This window comes from Nakamurella aerolata (genome assembly GCF_013002705.1).
Classification (GTDB): domain Bacteria; phylum Actinomycetota; class Actinomycetes; order Mycobacteriales; family Nakamurellaceae; genus Nakamurella; species Nakamurella aerolata.
Map to the genome: position 1 here is coordinate 69,126 of NZ_JABEND010000008.1, position 21,316 is coordinate 90,441.

Genomic DNA, 21,316 nt, shown 5'->3' on the forward strand with positions numbered 1-21,316 from the left:
GGCCCGCCAGCGCCACCACCGGCCGGACGCCACCCGACCAACACCGACCAGCAGCGCTGGGCCTCACCCGCCGGGGGCGATCACCACCCTGATGGACCCGGCGCGGGGGCGCAGGGTTTCGTCCGGCCAGACGTCGGGGCCGCAGGCCTGGCTGCCCAGCCCGTGCTGCGCGACGTCGAGGTACAGGTAGCGCTGCGTCGATTCCGGCAGCTCGTGCGGGTGGTCGGCCTGCGCCAGCTGCTGGGCGGTCCAGCCGCTGACGGTGAAGCCCGGCCGGGCACCCGACGCGTCGGGCACCGATTCCAGGGCGAGCACCGATCCGTTGCCGCGCAACAACTCCAGTCGCCGGAACTCCGGCCGGTGCCCGGTCTCCTGCGGGCGCGAGTACGGGGCGGCCAGCTCGTCGACGGACGAGCTGAACCGCCCGATCCGGCTGGCGCGCAAGGAATCAGGGTAGGCCTCGCCCGGCCCGCGGCCGAACCAGCTCACCCGGTCGACATCGCCGGGCAGATCGAACCGCACACCCAGCCGCGGCCAGATCAGGTCCCAGCCGGTACCGGGGGTGAGGTCGACCGACAGGGCCAGTGTGCCGTCGCCGCGCAGCCGCCACAGCACCGTGCTGTGCAACTGTCGCGCCGAGGTGGCCGGCATCGACACCAGCTCGGTGCGCAGCCAGCCTTCGCCGGACTGCTGCGCCAGCACCCGGTGCTGCAGCCGGTGCAGCCCGGCCGCCCGCCAGCGCACCGACAGCGGATCGGGACGCTCCGGACGGTCGAACTCGTTGCGCAGCTCGCTGTAGGGATCGACCGTGTCGTTGGAGGCGAACGACTGGCCCCTGTCGTTGTCGGTGGGTGCGCGCCACAGCTCGGGCAGCGGTCCGGCCGCCGGGGCGCCCGCCAGTTCCACCAGCGCTCCGCCGTCGAACACGGCCGGCCCCAACAACAATCGTCGCGGGACGGTCGCCGTCGCCGGCGTCAACGGTGCGGCGAACTCGGCCGCGGTGACGCCAACCGCACGGGCCGGTGCTGGGCTGGCATCCGCCGCGAGCTGGGCCTGACTGAACGCCAGCTCGTGCCCGGCGCTGCCCCATGCGGTGTCGGCGGCCAACTCGGCGGAGACGGTCAACCAGTACTCGCCGCCCGGCGCGGAGCCGGTGTCGGTTGCTGGTTCGACGGCCGTCGCCGAAACCGGCAGCGCTACCGTCTCGGTCTTGCCCGGCGCCACCGGCGCGACGTCGAGAACCCCGTCAGCCACGGGCTCTCCATCGCGTTCCAAGCGCCACCGGATCACCAGGTCGGCGGTGTCGGCACTGTGCCGAAGGTTCTGCACCGCAACGGTTCCGGCGGCCGGATCCAGGGTGAACCGGATCGGCGCGACGACGGTCGCCCACTCCTTCAGCCCCGGCGACGGGGTGCCGTCGGAGAAGATCATCCCGTCCATCACGAAGTTGCCGTCGTGCACCACTTCGCCGAAATCGCCACCGTAGGCATAGAACGGGGTGCCGTCGGCGGCGGTGGTGGCCAGGCCGTGGTCGCGCCACTCCCACACGAAACCGCCGTGCACCCGCGGGTATTCGTCGACCAGAGCCTCGTAGCGATCGATGGCGCCTGGCCCGTTGCCCATCGCGTGCACGTACTCGCACTGCAGGAAAGGCTTGCTGCGCTGGCGGGCACCCTCGGCGATGCTGCAGTGCAGCAGCGGTCGATGGTCGTGGTCGGAGCCGATCGAGGTGACTTCGCCGATGGTGGCGTACATCCGGGAGTACACGTCGGTGTACTCGCCGCGATAATCGCCCTCGTAGTGCACCGGCCGCCCGGCGTCACGCTGGTGCACCCAGGCGGACATCGCCGCCAGGTTCTGCCCGGTGTGCGACTCGTTGCCCAGCGACCAGATGATGACGCTCGGGTGGTTCTTGTCGCGCTCGACGGTGCGCCGGATGCGGTCCAGATAGGCGGCCCGCCACCGTGGATCGTCGCTGGGGTTGTCCACCCAGTTGTTGTAGAAGAACCCGTGGGTCTCAAGGTCGCACTCGTCGATCACCCAGAAGCCCAGCTCGTCGGCCAGATCGAGCAGCCTCGGATGCGGCGGGTAGTGGCTGGTGCGGATGGCATTGACGTTGTGCTGCTTCATCAATGCCAGGTCGGCACGCGCGCCGGTCGGGCCGTCCTCGGCGAACACCCTGCCGCGCTCCGCCTGGATCTCGTGCCGGTTGACGCCGTGCAGCACCACCTTTCGGCCGTTCACCAGCAGCTGGTCGCCGACGATCTGCACGGTGCGGAACCCGATCCGCTGCTCAATGCGCTCGGCGGCGCCGGAGATCACCGCGGTGTACAGCCGCGGGCTGTCCGCGCTCCACGGGTACACCCCGTCCAGCGCCAGCGGCTTTACCTCGGCAGGTTCGGTCCAGGTGACGTCAACGCCAAGCTCCTCGATCTGCAGTCGCACCGGGAAAGCCGCTGCGCCGGCGCTGATCTCCGGGTCGAGTGTGCCCCGGCCCGGACCCATCACGGCCCCGTCGTACCCGGTACGCAGCCAGACGTCGTCGATGCCGCCGGCCGGCCGGGCCAGCAGCGTCACCTCACGGAAGATGCCCGGCAGCCACCACTGGTCCTGATCTTCCAGGTAGCTGGCCGCCGACCATTGGTGCACCCGCACGGCGATCACGTTGGGCTGCCCAGGTTTCACCGCGGCGGTGACGTCGAACTCGTGGGCCAGCCGACTGCCGGAGGCGCTGCCGATCTCCTGTCCGTTGACCCATACCTTGAAGGTCGACTCGACGCCGTCGAAGCGCAGCAGCAGCCGCTCGGCATCGGCGAACTCGGCCGGCACGTCGACGCTGCGCCGATAGTCGCCGGTCGGGTTCGCGTCCGGTACGTGCGGAGGGTCGATAGGGAACGGGTACTGCACGTTGGTGTAGATCGGCGCGCCGTACGGGCTGTTCCTGTCGGCTCCCCCGTTGAGCACCCAGTGCCCCGGAACCTCGATACTGCCCCAGCCGTCGCCGCCGTCATAGTCGTTGGCGGCGAACGCATCCACCGCCTCGTCAGGAGGTTCAGCTTGGGGCAGCAGCCGGAACTCCCACTGCCCGGTGGCGTCGATACGGGGCGCGTCGGAGTGCAGCCACGAACGCGGCGCTGCCAGCTCCCCTCGGTACGGCTCAGTCGATTCCAGATAGTTCCTGGTCTGCGCCGAGATCAACCTTTGACAGCTCCTTCAGTGAGGCCGCCGCGCCAGTAGCGCTGCAGCACGATCATGGCGATCCCGAGCGGGATCACCGACAACAGCACACCGCCGGTGGTGAGCTCGTAGAACTCGGGCAACCGGTCGACCTGGGACCGCCAGTTGTTGAGCCCCAAGGTGATCGGGTAGAGGTTGGTGTCGGAGAGCATCACCAACGGCAGGAAGTAGTTGTTCCAGATACCCACCAGCTGGAACAGGAAAACGGTGACCAATGCCGGCGTCATCACCCGCAACCCGACGGTGTGGAAGATGCGCAGCTCGCTGGCTCCGTCGATCCTGGCCGCCTCCATCAACGAGCTGCTCACCGTCGCGTCGGCGTAGATGCGGCACAGGAACAGGCCGAACGGCGACACCAGCGAAGGGATCAGCACCGAAAAGTAGGTGTTGGTCAGCCCGAGGTTGGCGAACAGCAGGAACAGCGGGAGCGCGATGGCGGTTCCCGGCACCAGCACCCCGGCCAGGATGGTGCCGAACACGAAGTTGCGTCCGCGGAAGTTGTACTTGGCCAATGCATATCCGCCGGCGGCGGCGAAGTAGGTGGCCAGCAGCGCGCCGAGTCCGGCGTAGATCACCGAGTTGAGGAACCAGCGCAGGAAGATGCCGTTGTCGAACGTCAACACCTGCGACAGGTTCGACCACAACGCGAAATCGGACGAGAACCAGAAACCATTGGTGGCGAACAGGTCGTCCGTCGACTTGGTGGCCGCAACGAACACCCAGTAGATCGGCACCAGGAAGTAGAGCGCCACCACCACCAGCAGCCCGGTGACGACGATGGTGGACGCCGGGCTGCTGCGGACGCCCTCCGTCATCTTATTGGCCGCTGCCGGCTGTCCGTCGGTGCGTCGCGCCGCGGTCTGCTCCGGTGCTGACGGTGCGGTCATCGCTGCCTCCTGGACGTCAAGGTCAAGAACACGAACGACAGCACGAAGGCGATCAGCGCGATGATCACCGACTGCGCCGCCGCGACGTTGTAGTCGTTGTAGGCGAAGGCCGTGGTGTAGGCGGCGAGGTTGGGCGTGTAGGTGTTGGTGATGGACGGCGCAAAGCTTTGCAGCAGTTGGGCTTCGGCGAACAGCTGCAGCGTCCCGATGATCGAGAACACCGTCGTCAGCACCAGTGCCGGCCGGATCAGCGGCAGCTGGATGGTGCGGGCGATCCGCCAGGTACTGGCGCCGTCGACCCGCGCGGCCTCGTAGATGTCACCGGGGATCGACTTCAACTGGGCCACGATGATCATCATGTTGTAGCCGGTGTAGGTCCAGGTGACGATGTTGGCGATGGACCACAGCACGGTGCCCTCGCCGAGAAAGTCGATCTGGACGCCGAGCTTGTCGAACAGGCCGACCAGCGGCGAAAGCCCTGGCACGTAAAGGAACGACCACAAGATGGTGGCGATGACGCCGGGCACACCGTAGGGCATGAAGTACACGGCCCGGAAGAAGCCGGGCCACCGCGCGCTGGCCGACTCCAGCATCAGGGCCAGTACCGTGCAGAGCACGATCATCACCGGAACCTGCACCACGCCGAACAGCAGCATCCGGCCCAGCGACTTGGCCAGCGTGCCGTCGGCGAAAGCCTGGGTGTAGTTGGAGAATCCGGCGAACGTGGTCTCCACCCCCAGCTCGCCGAACACGCCCTTGCGGGTGACCTTGGTGAACGAGCTGCCGATCGCCGCCAGAATCGGCAGCACGAACGTCAGCAGGAACAACACCATGAACGGCGCCAGCAGCAGCCAGGGCGCCCGTCGAACCTGTTTGTTGGCGCCACGTTTCGCCTTGGCGGCGCCGACCTCGATAGCGTCGGCGACGGTGGGCGGTTCGGCGCGGGGCACGCTGCTGGTCATGACGACGACCCCCGGCGCTCGATGCTCAGACCCTTGTTGCGGAACGCCTCGATGATCTGTCCCTCGGCGTCACGGACCGCGTCCACCAACGTGTAGCTCCCGCCCTTGCGGCGGAACGCGTCGGCGAGAATGTTGAACGATTGCGTTGTCAGCGGCCACCACTGCCAGTCCGGGTTCTGCTCGGTCGCCATCTTCACGAAGACGTCCTCGTTGTAGTTCTGGCCGCTGAAGAACTCGCTCGGCTGCTGCCGGGTCGCACCGATGTAGGAATCGGTGGGCGACCAGCCGATTCCCGAGTTCGCGATCATCGCGTCGATGCCCGCCCTGCTGGTGGTCATCCAGACCGCGAACTCCATCGCCTCCTTCGGGTGTTTGCTGTCGGCCATCACCGCGGCCGTCGAGCCACCGATGAAGCTGGAGCCGTACCCGGTGGTCTGGGATCCGTTCTGCCACAGCGGCATCGGCGCCACCTTCCACTTGCCGGCGCCACCGGAGACGCTCTCGATCAGGGCATCGCCCCAACTCGCGGTGACCGCACCGGCGATCTGATTGTTCGCCGCGGCGGCGTACCACGGCGGGCTGAACAAGGTGAATGCCGTGCTCACCAGGCCACGGTCGATCGCCTTGTCGAAGAACGCCGCGGTGTTCAGGGTGGCCTCATCGGTCATGTTGACCGTCCAATGGTCGCCGTCGACGGCGAACCAGGTGGCACCGGCCTGGGTGGCGTAGGCGCAGAAGCCGGAAGCGTCGCTCACCGCGAAAACGTCGAGGTAGGCGCCGATCTTGCGCACCTCCGCCGCCAGCTCGGCCCATTCGTCCCAGGTGGCCGGCGGCTCCGCTCCCACCCGCTGCAGCAGATCGGGACGGTAGTACAGCGCCATCGGCCCGGAGTCCTGTGGGATGCCGTACACCCCGTCGACGTACGACACCTGTTGCCACAGCGCCTTGTTGTACCGGTCGGCGTACTGATCGACTCCGTAGCGGCTGAGGTCGACGAGCGCGTTGACCAGCATGAACTCGGGGATCGACCGGAACTCGACCTGGGCGAGATCGGGAGAGCCGCCGGCGGCCGACGCGGCGAACAGCTTCTGGTAGCCGCCGCTGTTGCCGCCGGGGATCCAGACCGCCTCCACCTGAATGTCCGGCCGCTGCGCGTTCCAGACGTCGCACACCTTCTGCAGGTCTTTCAGCCAGGCCCAGTACTGCAGCCGCACCGGCTCACCGGCGGCCGGGATGGTGGGTTGGGTGTTGACGCTGGTGGTTCCCGGTGTGGCGCAACCGCTCAGCAGGGAGGCAGCGCCGCCGGCCAGGCCGGCCGCGCCGAGCGAGAGCAGCCGGCGGCGGGTGAGCGCGCTCGGCGCCTGCGCTGTCCGCGCGGCGCCGCCTGGCGGCGCAGCTGGATCGGTGGGATCGGCCATGGACGCATCACCTCACTGTGGACGTGGCTCCGACCGTACCTGAAAATGGTGCAGTTGCACTAGATTGACTTCCGTCGGGAGATGGATGATCACAGCGCGCCACCGAGGAGACCCGATGCCGTCCCCCAGCCCGCAACGCCGCGGGCCCTACGCGAAGACACCGGCGCGCCGCCGGCAGATCATCGACGCCGCAATGGCTTTGTTCGCCGCCCACGGCTTTCACAACACCTCACTGCGTGACGTCGCGGCCGCCGCCGGTATCGGCCAGTCGACGCTGCGGCACCACTTCCCCGACAAGGAGGCGCTGTTGCTGGCGGCGCTGCGCCGCCGGGACGAGCTGGGCGCGGGCGACGTCCCCGAGCGGGCCGAAGATTTTCCCGCCCACATCCTCGGCCGGGCCACCGCGAACCGGGAACTCCCCGAACTGGTCGAGCTGTACTCCGTGGTGTCGGCCGAATCCGTCACCGACGGCCACCCCGGGCGGCAGTACTTCATCGACCGTTTCGCCGAACTGCGTTGCGACTACACGCGTTTCCTCAGCGCGCTGGCCGGCTGCGGCCGGCTCCGCGCCGGCGTCGACCCGGAAACCGCCGCCACCGGCCTGATCGCGCTGTGGGACGGGCTGCAGGTGCAGTGGCTGCTTGAGCCCGACCGGGTGGACGTTCCCGCCCAGTTGGCGGCCTATCTCGATCTGATCATCATCGACGGCCCCGGGCCAGGAAACCCGGCGAACAGCTAGCACACGTTGCGGCGCAAGGCATCCCAGGTTTCACGGTTCAGGGTGCCGGTGCCGGGAAGGTTGCTGGCCTGCTGGAAGCGCTTGACGGCCTCGCCGGTCTGCGGGGTATAGACGCCCCACTGTTCGGCGCCCAGCGGGCTGATGCCGAAGTTCAGCTGCCCGGCGAGCACCCGTTGCAGCTCCCCGGTCCAGCCGGGACTGTTCACCCCTGGCCCGAGCGGCGGCAGCACCGGCAGCGGCGGCGGGCAGATGCAGGAGACGAAATTCTTTGCGGTGCCGGGGTTCTGGCCCTTGATGAACGCGTCCGGCGGGCCGGCGATGCGGTTGCCGCAGCCGGCGTACTGGTCGGCGAACGGCCCGGTGTACAGCACCCAGGCATTGGACTGACCGCTGAAGATCTGACAGGAACCGGTGGTGCGGGCGGCCTTGGCCCCGGCCGGCACCTGCCCCTTGGCCCGCAGCTCGGCGACGTGCTGGGCGAACGACTGCTCGGTCAGCTCCGACGCCAGCTGCACCACAAAGCCGTTGCCACAAGCGATGTCCTGCACCGGGACGCCGACCTGCGGCCCGGTCGGCTTCGGCGCGGGCTTGGGTTTCGGTGTGGGCTTGGGTGCTGGTTTCGGCTTCGGCTTGGGTTTCGGTGTGGGCTTCGGCTTGGGTGTTGGCTTCGGTGCGGCGCTGGACGTGCCGGTACCCGTTCCACCCGCCTTGGTGCCGGTCACCTGAACGCCGGTGGCGGCCGTCGACGTCCCACCAACGGTCGCCTTTGCCGACCCGGTCGACGTACCCGGCCCGGTCGGCCGTCCCGCGGGTGCCGACCTTGTCGCTGACGTGGTTGCCGGCCCTGACTTAGTTGCCGGCGTGGCCGGCCTGCTCGGCTTCGAGCCGGCGGACGAGGCGGTTGTCGACGTCGCTCGGCGGCTCGTCGCGGCCGAGCTGCCCGAGCTGGTGCTTTCCGGGCTCAGCGTGTTGCTGACCGTCGTCGCCGGCAGCGGAGTGGGCCCGGACGGCACCGGCACCGGCACCTGTCCGTCGCTTCCGGTTGCGGTGGCCGGCCCGGTCGCGGTCGGCCCGTCCGGGCTGGGCGCCGCTGAGTCGTTCGACAGCCACGGCGCGATGACCAGCGCCGCCACCACAACGGCGACCGTCGCCACCGCCACCGCCACCACACCGATCACGGCGCGCCGGCGATGCACGGACCCGTCACCGGGTCCGGCCGGCGCGCCGGCGAACTGCAGCGGGCCGAGACCACCCGGCCCCGACGGTCCGCCGGTGACAGTCGGCTGCATCCGCGTCGGATCGACCCGCACCGGCATGGCGCGGGCCGCGTCGGCACCGAAGCCGGCCGCGGCGCCGGCACCACCAGCGGCACCGGCGTACCCGTCATACCCGGCAGTGCCGCGCTGCCCCGCGGCCGCAATCGCGGTGGTCGGCGGAACGGCCGTCCCCGGCGCCCCACCGACAGCCGACCACGGCTGCGGTGAGCCGGCAGCACCGGTCGGCATCGCGGTGGTGGGCTGGTCTGGCACCTCTTCCCAGGCCGGAACCTGCGGCTGGGGTGGGGCAGTGAGCTTCGGCAGCACCCGGTCAGGATCATCGTCGGCGGGAACACCGCCGAAGATGTTCGGGACGGTGATCTCGTTCCAGTTCTCCGGACTCTGCGGTCCGTGCGGGCCGTTCGTCACCGGTTCTCCTTGCTGATCGGGGGTCGCCTCAAGACGGTTCTGCTGCGCTCACCCGACCTAAGAACTCGACAACTCAACCCGACACGGTACGGCAGTCGCTTGTCGGTGCGCGCTCAGTTCACCTCGGACGGGTGAGCCGAGACCCTCCCTCCGCGCTCCAGACCGGTGATGCCGGCCATCTCGTCGTCGGTGAGCGAACAGTCGGTGACCTGGAAGTTCTCGGCGATGCGCTCCGGGTTCGACGACTTGGGGAACACGATGTGGCCCTGCTGCAGGTGCCAGCGCAGCACCACCTGCGCCGGCGTCTTGCCGTGGGCCTGCGCCGGTCCGGTGACCTCGGGAAGCTCCAGCAGGTCGTACTTGCCCTGCCCCAGCGGACCCCAGGCCTCGATCTTGATGCCGTGGCTGCGGCAGTAGTCGGTGACCTCACGCTGCTGGTAGGCCGGGTGCAGCTCGATCTGGTTGACCGCCGGAACGGTGTCGGACTCGTCGGCCAGCCGCTCCAGGTGCTCCGGCAGGAAGTTCGAGACGCCGATCGAGCGGGCCTTGCCGTCGGCATTGAGCTGCTCAAGCGTCTGCCAGCTCTGCACATAGGTGTCGCGCTGCGGCGCCGGCCAATGAATCAGGTAAAGGTCGACGTAATCGAGCCCGAGCTTGCCGAGTGAGGTGTCCAGCGCCTTGCGCGCCGAGTCGGTGCCCTGATCGTCGTTCCAGAGCTTGGTGGTGATGAACAGTTCCTCGCGCGGGATGCCGGACTGCGCGATGGCCGCGCCGACACCTTCTTCGTTGCGGTAGATCGCCGCGGTGTCGATGTGCCGGTAGCCGACCTTGAGGGCCTCGGCGACGATCTCGGCGGTGGTGTCGGGATCGACCTTGAACACCCCGAACCCGAGCTGCGGGATGCTGCGGCCGTTGATCAGTGTCACGTCGGGAACGGCATTGATGCTGGCCGCAGCGGCGGCCGCGACGGCAGCGGGATCGTTGTCGGCGGGCGGATTCACGGGAGTCGTCATGGGCCAAGGTGTACCAGATTGTGGCGGCGGCGCTTGGTGAAGTCCGCCGGCGGCCGGCGGCGCCGGTGTCCGCCGCGGTGGTGCGGCGCCGCCGCCGCTGTTGACAGGCATTCGGTGCGTTGGCACAGGTTCGCTAGGGTGATTCGCTGTGCGGCGCTATTCGATAACAGCGGTCGGGCGGACGCACGTCGGCCGGGTGAAACCGAACAATGAAGACGCGTTTCATATTGGCTCAGGGTTGATCTTGGTCGCCGACGGAGTGGGCGGAAGCGCCGCTGGTGAGGTGGCCTCACGCACCGTCGTCGACATGTTCGCCACCGTCGAACGCGAGCACGCCGAGCGGCGGGCCGCGACGCTCGCCGTCGGGGCTGGGGCTTCCGCGGACGGAGCCCGGGTTCGGGCCGACGAAACCGGGGCGGACCGAACCGGGGCGGACCGAACCGGGGCCGACGAGACCGGAGTCGACCGCGCCGGGGCCGACGAGGCCGCCGCGGTCGACATCTATGCGCTGCTGTCCGACGCGGTCGAGCGCAGCACCCACTCGCTGCTCGAGCAGGTACAGGCCGACCCCGAGCTGGAGGGGATGGGCACCACCGTCACCGCGATGATGTGGTCGGGCGGCCCGCTGGTGTTCGCCCAGATCGGCGACTCCAGGGCGTACTTCGTCAGCGCCGGCGGTCCTGGTGCGCAACCGCGAACGGAGCAACCAGCGGAACTGCACCAGGTCACCAAGGACGATTCCTTTGTCCAGTACCTGATCGACCGTGGGTTGCTGCAGCCGTCTGAGGCATCGACGCACCCGCGCCGGAACGTGATCCTGAAGGCGCTCAACGGTATGACGGTGGCACCGTCGTTCGCCACGTTCGCGCCCCGCCCCGGCGACCGGTTCCTGCTGTGCAGTGATGGTTTGAGCGACTATGTACCCGCTGCCGACATTCTTGGCGCCATCGACCAGACCCCGGCGGACGCGGCCGCCGACCGGCTGATCGAGCTGGCACTGGGCGCCGGCGCCCCCGACAACGTCACGGTGATCATCGCCGACGTGCTGGCTGCCTGACCTCGGCCGCCCCACCCCGCGGGCCGGTGCGCCGTTGGCTGTTCGGCGATCGCGGCCGGCGGTTGACGTGTGCTGCGCACTGATTCACTCTGCCGCTTCGGCAAAGTCCCAGTGTGCCAACACCTTCACCTCGACCTGCTCGTCGCCGGTGGCGATCGGCATGTCCGCGGCGGCGGTCATCGCTTTGGCCGCCAGCATCGGCTGCGGTTGACCGGGCGCACCCATGGTCTCGTCGAGGTTGCGTAGTTGACCGAGGCTCCGCCCGGCCAGCGCGGCGTACTGTTCGGCGATCGCGGTGGCGTCGGCGAAGGCGGCGTCGCGGGCCCGGCGGCGGGCCGCCACCGGGTCGGCCGCCTGCAGCTGCACGTTCTCGATCCGGATGCCGTTGCCGCCGCGGTGCACCACATCGGTGAGCAGCCGCGGCAACTGCCCGAGCGTCTCGACGCGGGCCTGCAACCGTTGCGCCGCAACGTATCCGAGCAGGATCTCGCGCCCGTCCCTGAAGTCGGTGCGGGGACCGAGCGACAGTTCGGCGGTGCGCACCGAGCGGGCGTCGATGCCGTTGTCGGACAGCACAGCCAACACGTTGCTGGTGGTCTCCGACGCGACCGTGAACGCCTCGCCGGCGTCCGGCCGTAGCACCTCGACGCGCAGGGTGAGCAGCACCTGATCGGACGGGGCGCTGGCCCGGCCGGTGCCGATGACGGTGATCCCGCTGAAACGTGGCTGCGACATGCCCGCGAGTATCGCAGCGTTACCGCGGCCGCGCGGGCCGGCCAGTTTGTCGGCGCGCACGGTGGCGCCGCCCACATCGGGTTGACCTCGAGTGCGCTTGAACTCCTACCGTCGGCGGCATGAGCGACAGCGTTTCCGGGGCCCTCTCCGCGGCCGTCCCGAAGGCCAGCGACACCGACGGCTTTGCCGGGTTCACCGAGCCGGAGCTGCATTACCTGCGCGGTAACCGGCTGGGCCGGCTGGCCACCCTGCGCCCCGACGGCACCCTGCAGAACAGCCCGGTCGGCTACTTCTTGAACGACGACGGCAGCATCGACATCCGCGGCCGGGCCATGAGTTCGACGCAGAAATACCGCAACGTCGCCGCCACCGGCCAGATCGCCCTGGTGATCGACGATGTCGCCTCCGTGCAGCCCTGGCGGGTGCGCTGCGTCGAGATCCGCGGCACCGCCGAGGCCATCGCCGACCAGCACCGCCCCGGCGGCGTCGGCGACGGCGCCGTGATCCGCGTCTTCCCGCGCCGGGTGATCAGCTTCGGCCTCGACCCGGTCGTCAGCGAGTCCGCCACCGCCTGAGCGCTGTCCCGGCGCTGCCTCGTACCTGAGCTGCCTCCAGTCGCCGAAAACGCGCCGATTCTGCGGTTTTCACGCCACTGGAGGCAGCTGAGGTACAAGGTTGCCTGCGGATGATTCATACCAGTGGCCGCAAGAGCGCCAGAACGGGCCGATTTCGGCCAGTTGAGGGCGTCTGGCGGCCACTGGTATGAATCCGCGGCCGGACGCAGCGCACGCGCGTGGGCCAGGCAGGTGCTCACGGCCGGCGGGCGCTCAGCGGTCGAGTGCGGCGCGCAGCCGCGCGGCGTAGGAGTCGCGCTCGGCGTCGTCGGTGTAGCGGGTGCGCGGCCAGAAGAAGCCGCGCAGCCCGTCGCCCTTGGTGCGCGGCACTACGTGCACATGCAGGTGCGGCACGCTCTGGCTGATGGTGTTGTTGATCGCCACGAAGCTGCCCTGCGCGTCGAACGCCGGCAGCACCGCGGCGGAGACCCGTTGTGCCAGCGTCATTGTCGGGGTCAGCAGGTCCGGCGAGAGCTCCGGCAGGGTGACCACATGCGCGCGCGGCACCACCAGGGTGTGGCCGCGGAACACCGGGCGGACGTCCAGAAACGCGACGGCCTCCGGCGTCTCGGCGACCATCGCCGCGGGCTCGTCACCGGCGGCGATCCGGCAGAACAGGCAGGTCGGGTCGAACCCGGTCACTGCCCTACCGGCTCGCGGTCAAGCAGGTTCGCGCCGCTGGTGCCGCAGTTGGCGCCGACCACAACGATCTCCTGCTTGCCGGGCGCCGTCTCGACCAGAATCGCGTAGGCGGGCTGTCCCTGGTAGGTGCCGGACCTGGTGCCCTTCACCTGGGTGACCACGATGTTGTTGTCGCTCAGGCACTGCGTGAAGGTGCTGCGGTTGGCCAGCGCACCATCGGGCTCGCTGCCGTCGATCTGGCTCATCTGCCCGGCCAGATTGCCCGGTTCCAGTTGCAGCAGCTCGCCACCGGACGGCACCTCGGCGCCGGGGGCCGGAGCGCCACCGTTGTTGCCCCCGGTCAGGGTGCCGACGTTGGTCGGCAGCGTCACGGCAGGGCCTGGCTGCGGAGTTCCGGCCTCGTTGCTGGCCTTGTTCCCGGTCAACGCCACCGCGGTGACGGCACCGATCGCGACCACCGCGGCCGCGGCGAGCAGACCACCGGTCCACTTGCGCCGCCGGGAACGCTGCGCCTCGAGCGACCCGACCCTGGCTTTGCGCCGGTCAGCGAGCTGGGTCACCGCGTCAGGGGCACCGACCGGAACCGGGCGCGGACGCCCGTTCTCGCCGGCCGGTGGTTGCGTCGCCTGCGGCGGCGGGGTGACGGCAGAGCCTGAGGTGGCCCGCGGGGCATCGGAGCTCACCGGTCCGCCCGGCAGTCGAGCCGGGATCACCGGACGGTGCCGCTGCGGCGGCGGGGCCGACTCCTGCGGCGCGCGCTGCGCCGGCAGCCGCACGACGTTGTTGGATCCAGCAGGGTTGGGCCCGCCCGGGTTGGGTCCGGCGGCGCCACGGCCTGCGGGGCCAGGTCCAGCGGGGCCGGTTCCGGCGGCGCCCGGTCCGGCGATGCGGCCGGGAGCCGGACGGGCGTGCCCGTCCGGCAGCCGTCCGCCGGGTTGAACGGTGCGGTTCGGTCCGGACAGCAGCGCGGTGAAGCCGCTGCGTCCGGTCAGCGGGGGCGGGCCGGCCTGCTCGGGCAGCCGGCGGTCGGCCCCATGGGCCTGCCGCTGCGGCGCCTGCCGGGTCGCACCCGACGTCACGCCCTGGTCGCGGGCGTCCCACTCCGCTGCGATGACGGCGTCCATCCGCGTCACGTACTGGCGCGGCATCTGCACCGGCGGGAGCAGCGAGAGCTCGTCGACCATCGAGTCGAGGGCAGTCAGGATCGCCGCACCCTCCGGATCGGCAAGGATACGGGCGCGCAGCTCGGCGGTCTGCTCGGCCGGATACACACCGGCCTGCACGTCGGCCACGACATCAACGGTCCACGGCGGCCCTGGCGGCGCGCCGCCGGCGACCGCCTGCTCGTCAGTCATCAACTACTCCCTCGCTGGGTTGCGTCCGCCGAACGCCCAGGCGCGGCACCCGATCCTGTGCCTGCGCCGGTTCTCGGACGACCGGCAATCTCCGATTCGACGGAACTTCCGGCGTCCGGGTTCCGCAGATGTCCGAGCAGAATTGCCAGCTTTGCTCGCCCCCGCGCACAACGACTCTTGATGGTCCCCTCAGCCACCCCCAGCATCGACGCCGCTTCGGCCACCGGGTAGCCCTCGACGTCCACCAATACGATCGCTGCCCGCTGGTCGTCGGGCAGCGTGCCCAGCGCCTCGGCCAGGTCCAGCTGCAGTTCCCGGTCGGCCATCGCATCGCGCGGGGCCGGGGGTTCGTTGATCTCCTCGGTCAGCGGCACCGACGGCCGCGCCTGCCGGCGCCGGATCCGGTCGAGACAGGCGTTGACCACGATCCGGTGCAGCCAGGTGGTGACCGCCGACTCGGCCCGGAACCGGTCGGCCGCGCGGAAAGCGGAGATCAGCGCGTCCTGGACGGCGTCGGCGGCCTCTTCCGGATCGCGCATGGTGCGCAGCGCGACCGCCCACATCCGGTCGCGGTGTCTGGTCGCCAATTCACCGAACGCGGTGCGGTCGCCGGCGGTATGCGCGGCGATCAGCTCGGCGTCCGTTCGACCGGAGTCCAGCACAGGCACCGCGTGAGCCTATCTGTCTCGCGGGGTCAGTTCACGCAAGGCACCGGCCCGGCTGGGCCACCGCCCAGCAATCGGTTACTGGGTGCCCTGGACGGAGACCTCGCCGATCTGCGCCCACCAGCGGCCGCCGGGGGCGTTGTCGACGGTTCTGGTGACGAACACGATGAGGTACCGCGAGGTGGGCGCGTTGTTGATCGGGAACTCGGCGGGGGCGGCGTTGATGGTGCCCTGGGCCAGCACCTGGGTGGCGTCCAGCGGCGGGTTGATCGAGTCGGCCGAGCGGATCTGCACCTGCATGCCCTGCGTGGCCGCCTGCCCCGTGGTCGGATCGAGCGCCGGCGTCACCGTGACGGACGTCGGCTTCACCGGCTTGTCGAACTGCAGCGTCACCCCGACCCCGGTCTTGTAGCCGTTCGGCCCGAACTGCTGCTTGTACTGATCGGTCTGCCAGCCCTTCGCCGCGTTCTTGTCCCAGAGCAGGTCCACCAGGTCGGGGTTGTCCGGCTTGCCCGTCCCGTTCGGGTCGTACACCTGCCCGCCGACGATCGCGACCGGAGCCGACGGCGCCGCCGAGCTGCTCGGGCTGCCGCTGGTCTGCGGGCCGGACGACGCCGCCCCGGACGCGGCGGGGGCGCCACCGGCGACGGTGGTGGCCCGCGCCGTAGTGGACGAGCCGGTGGTGATCAGGCCGAGATCGGACTTGTTGCTGCGGTCGATGTCGGCCAACGTGTTCCGCGCCAAGGTGCCGACAACGATCAGGATCAGCGCGACGAACGCGGCCAGGAACGCCACCGCCACCGACAGTTTCAACCGGCGTTCGCGGCGCAGCCGCTTGTCCGCGGGCGACATGGTGGGCGGCGGTTCGACCGGGCCATGGGCGGGCGTGGCTGCGGCCCGCGGATCGAAGCCGCCCGCCGCGTTCTCCGGGGTGCGCAACAGGGTGGCGAGCGCGGCGACCGCGCTGATGCCGTCCGGGTCCTCCGGGTGCAGCGCCCGTTCGGTGAGCTGGGCAAGCGCCGGCGGGACGGCCGGGTTCACCTCGTCGGCGGGCGCCTCACGCCCGTCGCGCATCGGGGCGGACCTGATGCCGGGCTCGGTGAGGGCCGGCAGGGTGTTGCTGGCGGGCCACAGGCCCGTCAGCATCAGGTACAGCAGGCCGCCGACGGCGCGGATGTCGGCGTCGGGCGCCGCAGCTGCGTGCGCGATCACGTGCGAGAACCGGACCTGCCCGTCGACGTTGACGCGGATCAGCGACGGGGTGATGGAACCGAGCGCCAGACCGTTGCGGTGCGCCTCGGCCACCGCGTCGGCCAGCCGTCCGGCGATCGACGACGCCACCGCCGGCTCCAGCGGACCGTGCGAGAGCAGATCGGTCAGCGTCGCGCCGTCGACCCATTGCCCGACGACGAACGTCTGGCCGTGGTCGGTGCCGAGGTCAAGGGTCTGCGGCAGCCCGATGTGATGCAGCCGGCCGGCCCGCAGGGTGCGCGCCACCGTTGCCGACGCCCCGGACGAGTCCGGCAGCAGGGTGATGGCCATGTCCCGCGGCAGCACGGTGTCGCGGGCGCGCCAGAACCGGTTCCCCGCATGATCGGTGGTGACCAGCGTGACCAGCCGGTAGCGGCCGCCCACCGTCGCGCCGGGCGCCAGTTCCGGCGTTTCCTCTTGTTGGGTGTCGCCTTGTTGGGTGTCGCCTTGTTGGGTGTCGCCTTGTTGGGTGTCGCCTTGTTGGGTGTCGCCGTGGATGGCGTCCTGCCCGGTGTTGGGCAGCGCGTCGGTGGCGGTGTCGTTGTTGCTGTTGGCGGAGTTGTTACCGGCAGTGTTGTCGGCGGCGTTGTTGGCGGCGGCAGTGCCGGGGTCGGCGTTGGGGTCGGCGGAATTGTTGCCGGGGGCGCCGTGGCCGGCGGCCGGGTCGCTGCGGTGGCCCGCGTCACCGGCGGGAGTGGCGCCGCCAGCGGGGGTGCCGTCACCGCTGGGATTACCCGGCACCTGCGCGTCCGGCTGGTCGTTGGCCACGCGACGAGGTTACCGGCGCTGACCTGTGCCGCAGACCGGCACGCCCCGCTCGCCGGCCGTGGCTCAGCGCTGACCATGCACCTCGAGCGGCCGGCCGCTCGGCCCGACTCAGCGTCGGGCCGCCCTGTCTCACCCTCGACACAGCTTGGAGCTATCGTGACTCAGGTCACATGCTGACAACAATAATTGTCTATTGACAACGTGTGCTGTCTGGAACAAGCTGATGCCATGGACGCAGACCAGATCGCGGAGCTGATGGTCGACCTGTTCACCAGGCTGGTTCAGGACGGCATGTCCAACCACAACACTCAGACCGGCCTCGACCCTGACGTTCAAGACCTGTTGGCGGCGCACTACCTGGCGCAGACCAAGGCCGCCATGGCGCGGCTGGAGCGGGAAATGCTGGCCACCACCCGGCTGGACTACACCACGCTCGGTTCCGCACTCGGCATCTCCAAGCAGGCCGCCCGCACCAAGGTGGCGGCCGCGCGGCAGGCCCAACAGGCCGCCGAAGCTGCCGAGGACGCCACAGGTGGTTCCGCTGCCAGCGCCGGCTCCGATGCCGGCTCCGGTGACGGGGCCAGTGCCGGTGTCGCTGCCGGCTCCGGTGACGGCGCAGCCGGCACCGACGGGCCGCCACCGATGCGGTACCGGCCGGTCACCCTGGAATGGGCCAGCCGGAACCTGCCGCCGGTCACCCACCGGGTCCGCACCGTTGTGCCGAACCCGCACCTGACGGCCGCCGTCGACCCGTACGCCGACCTGCCGGAACGCAAACCGCGTCCTGCCACCGTCGTGCAGGCCGTCGGTCGCGGCACCCGCAGAGTCCGCATCGCCGAAGACACCGACCCTCCTGAGCAGCCGGCGACCCCGGTCCTCTCAGGCACACCGGAAGCCGGCTGACCGCACCGGTCACCAGGCAAGCCGCAGCACCGCAGTTCAGCAACCCGCACCATTCGTCGGTAGCCGGGATGGTCCCGGCTACCCGAAATCTCCGCACACCGCGGTCGCGGTCAACGATCGCGCACCGTCGCCGGGGAGAAGAACCGCACACCCGAGGGGGAACCGTCATGTCCGCAACCGCAGCAAACACCAAGCACACCAACGCTTTCTACCTGCAGGCCATCGCGTCGTTCGTGGTGTCCGCCGGCGCAGTGATCGTCGGCGTGCTCTACCTGGACGTCTCGACGTGGATCCGGGCGTTCCTGCTGCTCGGCGTGCTCTACCTGATCACCTCGACGGTGACCATGTCGAAGGTGATCCGTGACCGGGACGAGGCGAACGCGATCCACCACCGCGTCGACGCCGCGCGGCTGGAGCGTTACCTGACCGAGTTCGACCCGCTGCGCGACCCCGCCGAGTGGGGAAACAGCAACGACACCAAGCACTCTGCGGCACCGGTTCAGCAGACAGCGGTGCCCGCCACTGCCGCCGTCACCTCGGCCGCGATGCGCTCGGCCGGCTGAGCCCGACCGCAACCTGCCAGCACCACCCGCGACAACCACCACCGCACCGCCGGACTGCACCACCAGGACCGCAGCGCCGGCGTACCCGGAACGCAGGGCCCGTCCATTGAGGGGTTGGACGGGCCCTGTCCGGTGTCCGGACTCGGATGGTTTCCAGGGTCGGGCGAGTTCCGGTCTCACGGCGAACAGCGGACCGGCTCGACTGCACCGAACCGCCTGCGGCGCTGGCACTCTGCTGGTAGGGGGCTTCCTGCCGGGGGCCGGCTGTGGCCGGCGCGGAGTCGCGGTTCAGCGACCGGTCGGGAAGCCGAACAGGGTGCCGAGCCGTCGGCGCAGCGGCTCCACCTCGGGGATGCGCAGCATCAGCAGCAGCGGCACCACCACCATCACCCCGACGATGGAGCCGATCACCAGCTCCAGCAACGAGTTCGACACCCCGAGCACCGACAACACGATCCAGGCAACGACGCCGGCGACCACCGAGGCCAGCCCGACCTTGCACAGTGTGATGAACAACCGCCAGGTGCCCATCCGGCCATAGCGTGCCGTCAGCCAGATCTCGCCGACCGCGGCACCGATCACGTAGCTCAGCGAGGTGGCCGCGGCGATGCCGGGGGCCACAGCCTCGTCCGGCAATTGCCCGCAGAGCAGGATCAGCGGGATCCGGATGCCGACCATCACCGCGTTGATCAGTGTCGGGGTGCGGGCGTCCTTCATCGCGTAGAACACCCGCATCTGCACCAGCGTGATGGCCAGCGGCACCAGTCCGAGCGCCAGCGCCATCAGGGTGTGCCCGAGGATCGGCGCAGACGTGGACGCGCCGGTGCCCCGGTAGGTGAGGAAGGCCAGCGGCAGGGCCATCGCCACCATCGCGGCCGTGATCGGGCCGAGCGTGATCGCCGACAGCCGGTTGGCCAGCGAGGCGTCGTCCTTGACGGCCTCGATGTTGCCGTCGGCGGCGTGCCGGCTCATCCGCGGCATGATCGCGGTCAGCACCGAGACGCCGAGGATCCCGTACGGCATCTGGAACAGCATGGAGGCGTAGGCGTAGGTGCTCAGCGCGCCGCCCTGGCCGGTCGCCACCCGCGACACCACCACGTAGCTGACCGCCGAGATCAGCGCGTAGCCGATCGACCACAACAGCAGGCCACCGGCCTCGGCGAGGCGCTCGTCGGAGCCCCAGCGCCAGCGGAACCGGAAACCGGAACGCAGCAGCGAGGGCAGCATCACCAGCGCCTGCACCACGATGCCGAGCGTGGTGCCGAGACCGAGGATGAGCAGCTGGGTCGGGGTGATGGCGGACAGGCCGAGTTGTTCGCCGTTCGGACCGAGGTGCTGGGTCTGCCCGCTGGTGGTGAACAGCACGCCGGCGGTGGCGATCACCACCAGGTTGTTGACCAGCGGCGCCCAGGCCGGCGCCGCGAACCGCTCCTTGGTGTTGAGGATCGCACCGAACAGCGCCGCCAGCCCGTAGAAGAAGATCTCCGGCAGCAGCAGCCTGGCCAGCTGGGTGGCCAGCTCGCGATCGGCATGACTGTCGGACTTCATGTAGATGCTGGTGATGTACGGCGCCAGCACCACCGCGATAACGGTGACGCCCAGCAGCCCGACGATGGCCATCGTCATCAGCCGCTGGGTGTAGGCGGTGCCGCCGTCCGGGTCAGACCTGGCCCGCGACAACAACGGAATGGCGACGGAGGTGAGAACCCCACCGACAACCAACTCAAAAACGATGTTGGGCAACGTGTTCGCCAGCGTGTACGAGTCGTTGACGATCCACAGTCCCAGCCAGGCCGCGAGCGCCGCCTTGGCGACGAAGCCGGTCAGCCGCGAGGTCAGGGTGGCGACGGCCATCATGCCGCCGGCGCGCACCACTCCACCGGTGCGCGCGGTTTTGCTGGTGTCGTCGGCGCCGGCTCGGCTGCCCGCTTGACCCGCTGCGCCTACCTGGGCTGCGGCGCCGTCGGCAACTTCGGCGACGTGCTCCGGGTCGGGCTGGATGCTGTCCGTGCCCGGCTGCCCGTCCGGGCTCAGCACGCCCGGCGGCTGCGGCAGCACGCCGGCGTCACCAGCACGGTAGCCGTGCCCACCGGGCGCCACGCCAGGTCCGGTCGAGCGGTGGTCGCGCCGTCCCTGCCGGTGCGTACCCGGGATTTCTGGCGCGCCGGGTTGGCTCAGACTGCCGGGGCGCTGCCGGATGCCAGGCGGCTGCTCGATGCCGGGCGGCTGACCGGAGCCGGGTAGCTGACCGGGGCCGGGCTGGTAAGTGCCGGGTGGCTGCCCCACGCCCGGTCGCTGGAGGCCGGAAGGGTCCGCTGGGTGCGGCCTGCCGGGTTGCTGGCGGCTGCCCGGGTCCGCGCCGATCCCGGGCCGCGGTCCCGCGGTGCGATGCGGGGCACCGGTGCGGGACGGCCCGGCCAGGCCGGCCAGTCGCATGGTCTCTTCGGCGGCCGCGCTGGTCCAGGTCTCCGGCGGAACGGCCTCGTCGGTGATCCGCTGGATCAACATGGTCGCGTCTTCCTGACCGGGGAAGAACGCGGCCTGCACCGGTGGCCGCACCGGCGGGCGACGCACCACCGGCGGCGCGTACGGCGGCGCCTTGTCCGACGGCTGCAGCGAGTGCTGGCTGCCGGTCGACCACACCGGCTGACCGAACTCGCGGCCCTGCGGGCGCGGCTCGCGGCTCTGCGGGCGCGGTTGCTCACCCGGGCGCTGCCGCGCACCCGGCTGTCCGCCCTGCGGCTGCGGTCCGCGCGCGGACTCCGTCGACGACGGTGGCCACTGCGTTGACCGGGCCTGAGACGGCTGCTGCTGTGCCGACT

General features: G+C 70.2%; 17 protein-coding genes. 5 read left to right on the forward strand and 12 right to left on the reverse strand.

Going from position 1 to position 21,316, the window contains the following annotated elements; genetic code table 11:
- Window positions 1-63: 63 nt before the first annotated feature.
- From HKD39_RS13770 to HKD39_RS13785, 4 genes are all read right to left on the reverse strand, one after another.
- Entirely contained in the window at window positions 64-3,195 is a 3,132-nt protein-coding gene (locus HKD39_RS13770) for a glycoside hydrolase family 2 TIM barrel-domain containing protein (RefSeq protein ID WP_425488460.1), read from the reverse strand.
- Window positions 3,195-4,124 (reverse strand): carbohydrate ABC transporter permease, encoded by a 930-nt coding sequence (locus HKD39_RS13775; protein WP_171200459.1) that lies wholly within the window; start codon window positions 4,122-4,124, stop codon window positions 3,195-3,197. The genes HKD39_RS13770 and HKD39_RS13775 overlap by 1 nt, the downstream gene beginning before the upstream one ends.
- Entirely contained in the window at window positions 4,121-4,957 is an 837-nt protein-coding gene (locus HKD39_RS13780) for a carbohydrate ABC transporter permease (RefSeq protein WP_343074726.1), read from the reverse strand. Before HKD39_RS13780 ends, HKD39_RS13775 begins: the two co-directional genes overlap by 4 nt.
- A 125-nt stretch (window positions 4,958-5,082) precedes the next feature.
- Window positions 5,083-6,504, reverse strand: coding sequence for an extracellular solute-binding protein (locus HKD39_RS13785; protein WP_171200461.1), 1,422 nt, complete (start codon window positions 6,502-6,504; stop codon window positions 5,083-5,085).
- A 115-nt stretch (window positions 6,505-6,619) separates the two neighbouring features.
- Between HKD39_RS13785 and HKD39_RS13790 the strand changes: the two genes are divergently transcribed.
- Window positions 6,620-7,243 carry a TetR/AcrR family transcriptional regulator gene (locus tag HKD39_RS13790; protein ID WP_171200462.1) on the forward strand — a complete coding sequence of 208 codons (624 nt, stop codon included), beginning with the start codon at window positions 6,620-6,622 and terminating at the stop codon, window positions 7,241-7,243.
- On the opposite strand, the gene HKD39_RS13795 is transcribed toward HKD39_RS13790, so the two are convergent.
- Window positions 7,240-8,928 carry a peptidoglycan-binding protein gene (locus HKD39_RS13795; RefSeq protein WP_171200463.1) on the reverse strand — a complete coding sequence of 563 codons (1,689 nt, stop codon included), beginning with the start codon at window positions 8,926-8,928 and terminating at the stop codon, window positions 7,240-7,242. The two genes, HKD39_RS13790 and HKD39_RS13795, sit on opposite strands and share 4 nt — an antisense overlap.
- Window positions 8,929-9,041: 113 nt before the next feature.
- Entirely contained in the window at window positions 9,042-9,941 is a 900-nt protein-coding gene (locus tag HKD39_RS13800) for an aldo/keto reductase (protein ID WP_171200464.1), read from the reverse strand.
- 148 nt (window positions 9,942-10,089) lie between these two features.
- Here HKD39_RS13800 and HKD39_RS13805 point away from each other — a divergent pair, with 148 nt between their 5' ends.
- Entirely contained in the window at window positions 10,090-10,998 is a 909-nt protein-coding gene (locus HKD39_RS13805) for a PP2C family protein-serine/threonine phosphatase (RefSeq protein WP_212754559.1), read from the forward strand.
- An 84-nt stretch (window positions 10,999-11,082) separates the two neighbouring features.
- On the opposite strand, the gene HKD39_RS13810 is transcribed toward HKD39_RS13805, so the two are convergent.
- Window positions 11,083-11,733, reverse strand: coding sequence for an SIMPL domain-containing protein (locus tag HKD39_RS13810; protein ID WP_171200466.1), 651 nt, complete (start codon window positions 11,731-11,733; stop codon window positions 11,083-11,085).
- 119 nt (window positions 11,734-11,852) lie between these two features.
- On the opposite strand from HKD39_RS13810, the gene HKD39_RS13815 reads away from it, so the two are divergent.
- The gene (locus HKD39_RS13815) at window positions 11,853-12,308 is read left to right on the forward strand and encodes a PPOX class F420-dependent oxidoreductase (protein WP_171200467.1); all 456 of its coding nucleotides are present in this window, start codon (window positions 11,853-11,855) and stop codon (window positions 12,306-12,308) included.
- A 252-nt stretch (window positions 12,309-12,560) separates the two neighbouring features.
- Here the strand turns inward: HKD39_RS13815 and HKD39_RS13820 are convergent, their stop codons facing one another.
- The 4 genes from HKD39_RS13820 to HKD39_RS13835 all read right to left on the reverse strand — a co-directional run bounded on the left by HKD39_RS13820 (window position 12,561) and on the right by HKD39_RS13835 (window position 17,028).
- Window positions 12,561-12,989 carry an HIT family protein gene (locus tag HKD39_RS13820; RefSeq protein ID WP_212754560.1) on the reverse strand — a complete coding sequence of 143 codons (429 nt, stop codon included), beginning with the start codon at window positions 12,987-12,989 and terminating at the stop codon, window positions 12,561-12,563.
- Window positions 12,986-14,344, reverse strand: a complete 1,359-nt coding sequence (locus HKD39_RS13825; protein WP_171200468.1) for a hypothetical protein — start codon at window positions 14,342-14,344, stop codon at window positions 12,986-12,988. Before HKD39_RS13825 ends, HKD39_RS13820 begins: the two co-directional genes overlap by 4 nt.
- Complete coding sequence (gene sigM / locus HKD39_RS13830) at window positions 14,344-15,006, reverse strand: RNA polymerase sigma factor SigM (RefSeq protein ID WP_171200585.1); 663 nt, start codon at window positions 15,004-15,006, stop codon at window positions 14,344-14,346. The genes HKD39_RS13825 and sigM overlap by 1 nt, the downstream gene beginning before the upstream one ends.
- Window positions 15,007-15,087: 81 nt before the next feature.
- A complete protein-coding gene (locus HKD39_RS13835) occupies window positions 15,088-17,028 on the reverse strand; it encodes a protein kinase family protein (RefSeq protein WP_171200469.1) in 1,941 nt (646 codons plus the stop codon).
- 228 nt (window positions 17,029-17,256) lie between these two features.
- On the opposite strand from HKD39_RS13835, the gene HKD39_RS13840 reads away from it, so the two are divergent.
- Window positions 17,257-17,931, forward strand: coding sequence for a hypothetical protein (locus tag HKD39_RS13840; RefSeq protein WP_171200470.1), 675 nt, complete (start codon window positions 17,257-17,259; stop codon window positions 17,929-17,931).
- 167 nt (window positions 17,932-18,098) lie between these two features.
- Window positions 18,099-18,494, forward strand: coding sequence for a YiaA/YiaB family inner membrane protein (locus HKD39_RS13845; RefSeq protein ID WP_171200471.1), 396 nt, complete (start codon window positions 18,099-18,101; stop codon window positions 18,492-18,494).
- Window positions 18,495-18,782: 288 nt separating this feature from the next.
- Here HKD39_RS13845 and murJ read toward each other — a convergent pair whose 3' ends face one another.
- Window positions 18,783-21,137, reverse strand: a complete 2,355-nt coding sequence (gene murJ / locus HKD39_RS13850; protein ID WP_171200472.1) for a murein biosynthesis integral membrane protein MurJ — start codon at window positions 21,135-21,137, stop codon at window positions 18,783-18,785.
- Window positions 21,138-21,316 lie beyond the last annotated feature (179 nt).

Coding starts and splice junctions, on each gene's coding strand:
- HKD39_RS13775 (WP_171200459.1), bottom strand. CDS start 4,124: ATGACCGCACCGTCAGCACCGGAGCAGACCGCGGCGCGACGCACCGAC.
- HKD39_RS13780 (WP_343074726.1), bottom strand. CDS start 4,957: ATGGTGTTGTTCCTGCTGACGTTCGTGCTGCCGATTCTGGCGGCGATC.
- HKD39_RS13785 (WP_171200461.1), bottom strand. CDS start 6,504: ATGGCCGATCCCACCGATCCAGCTGCGCCGCCAGGCGGCGCCGCGCGG.
- HKD39_RS13790 (WP_171200462.1), top strand. CDS start 6,620: ATGCCGTCCCCCAGCCCGCAACGCCGCGGGCCCTACGCGAAGACACCG.
- HKD39_RS13800 (WP_171200464.1), bottom strand. CDS start 9,941: ATGACGACTCCCGTGAATCCGCCCGCCGACAACGATCCCGCTGCCGTC.
- HKD39_RS13810 (WP_171200466.1), bottom strand. CDS start 11,733: ATGTCGCAGCCACGTTTCAGCGGGATCACCGTCATCGGCACCGGCCGG.
- HKD39_RS13815 (WP_171200467.1), top strand. CDS start 11,853: ATGAGCGACAGCGTTTCCGGGGCCCTCTCCGCGGCCGTCCCGAAGGCC.
- HKD39_RS13825 (WP_171200468.1), bottom strand. CDS start 14,344: ATGACTGACGAGCAGGCGGTCGCCGGCGGCGCGCCGCCAGGGCCGCCG.
- HKD39_RS13840 (WP_171200470.1), top strand. CDS start 17,257: ATGGACGCAGACCAGATCGCGGAGCTGATGGTCGACCTGTTCACCAGG.
- HKD39_RS13845 (WP_171200471.1), top strand. CDS start 18,099: ATGTCCGCAACCGCAGCAAACACCAAGCACACCAACGCTTTCTACCTG.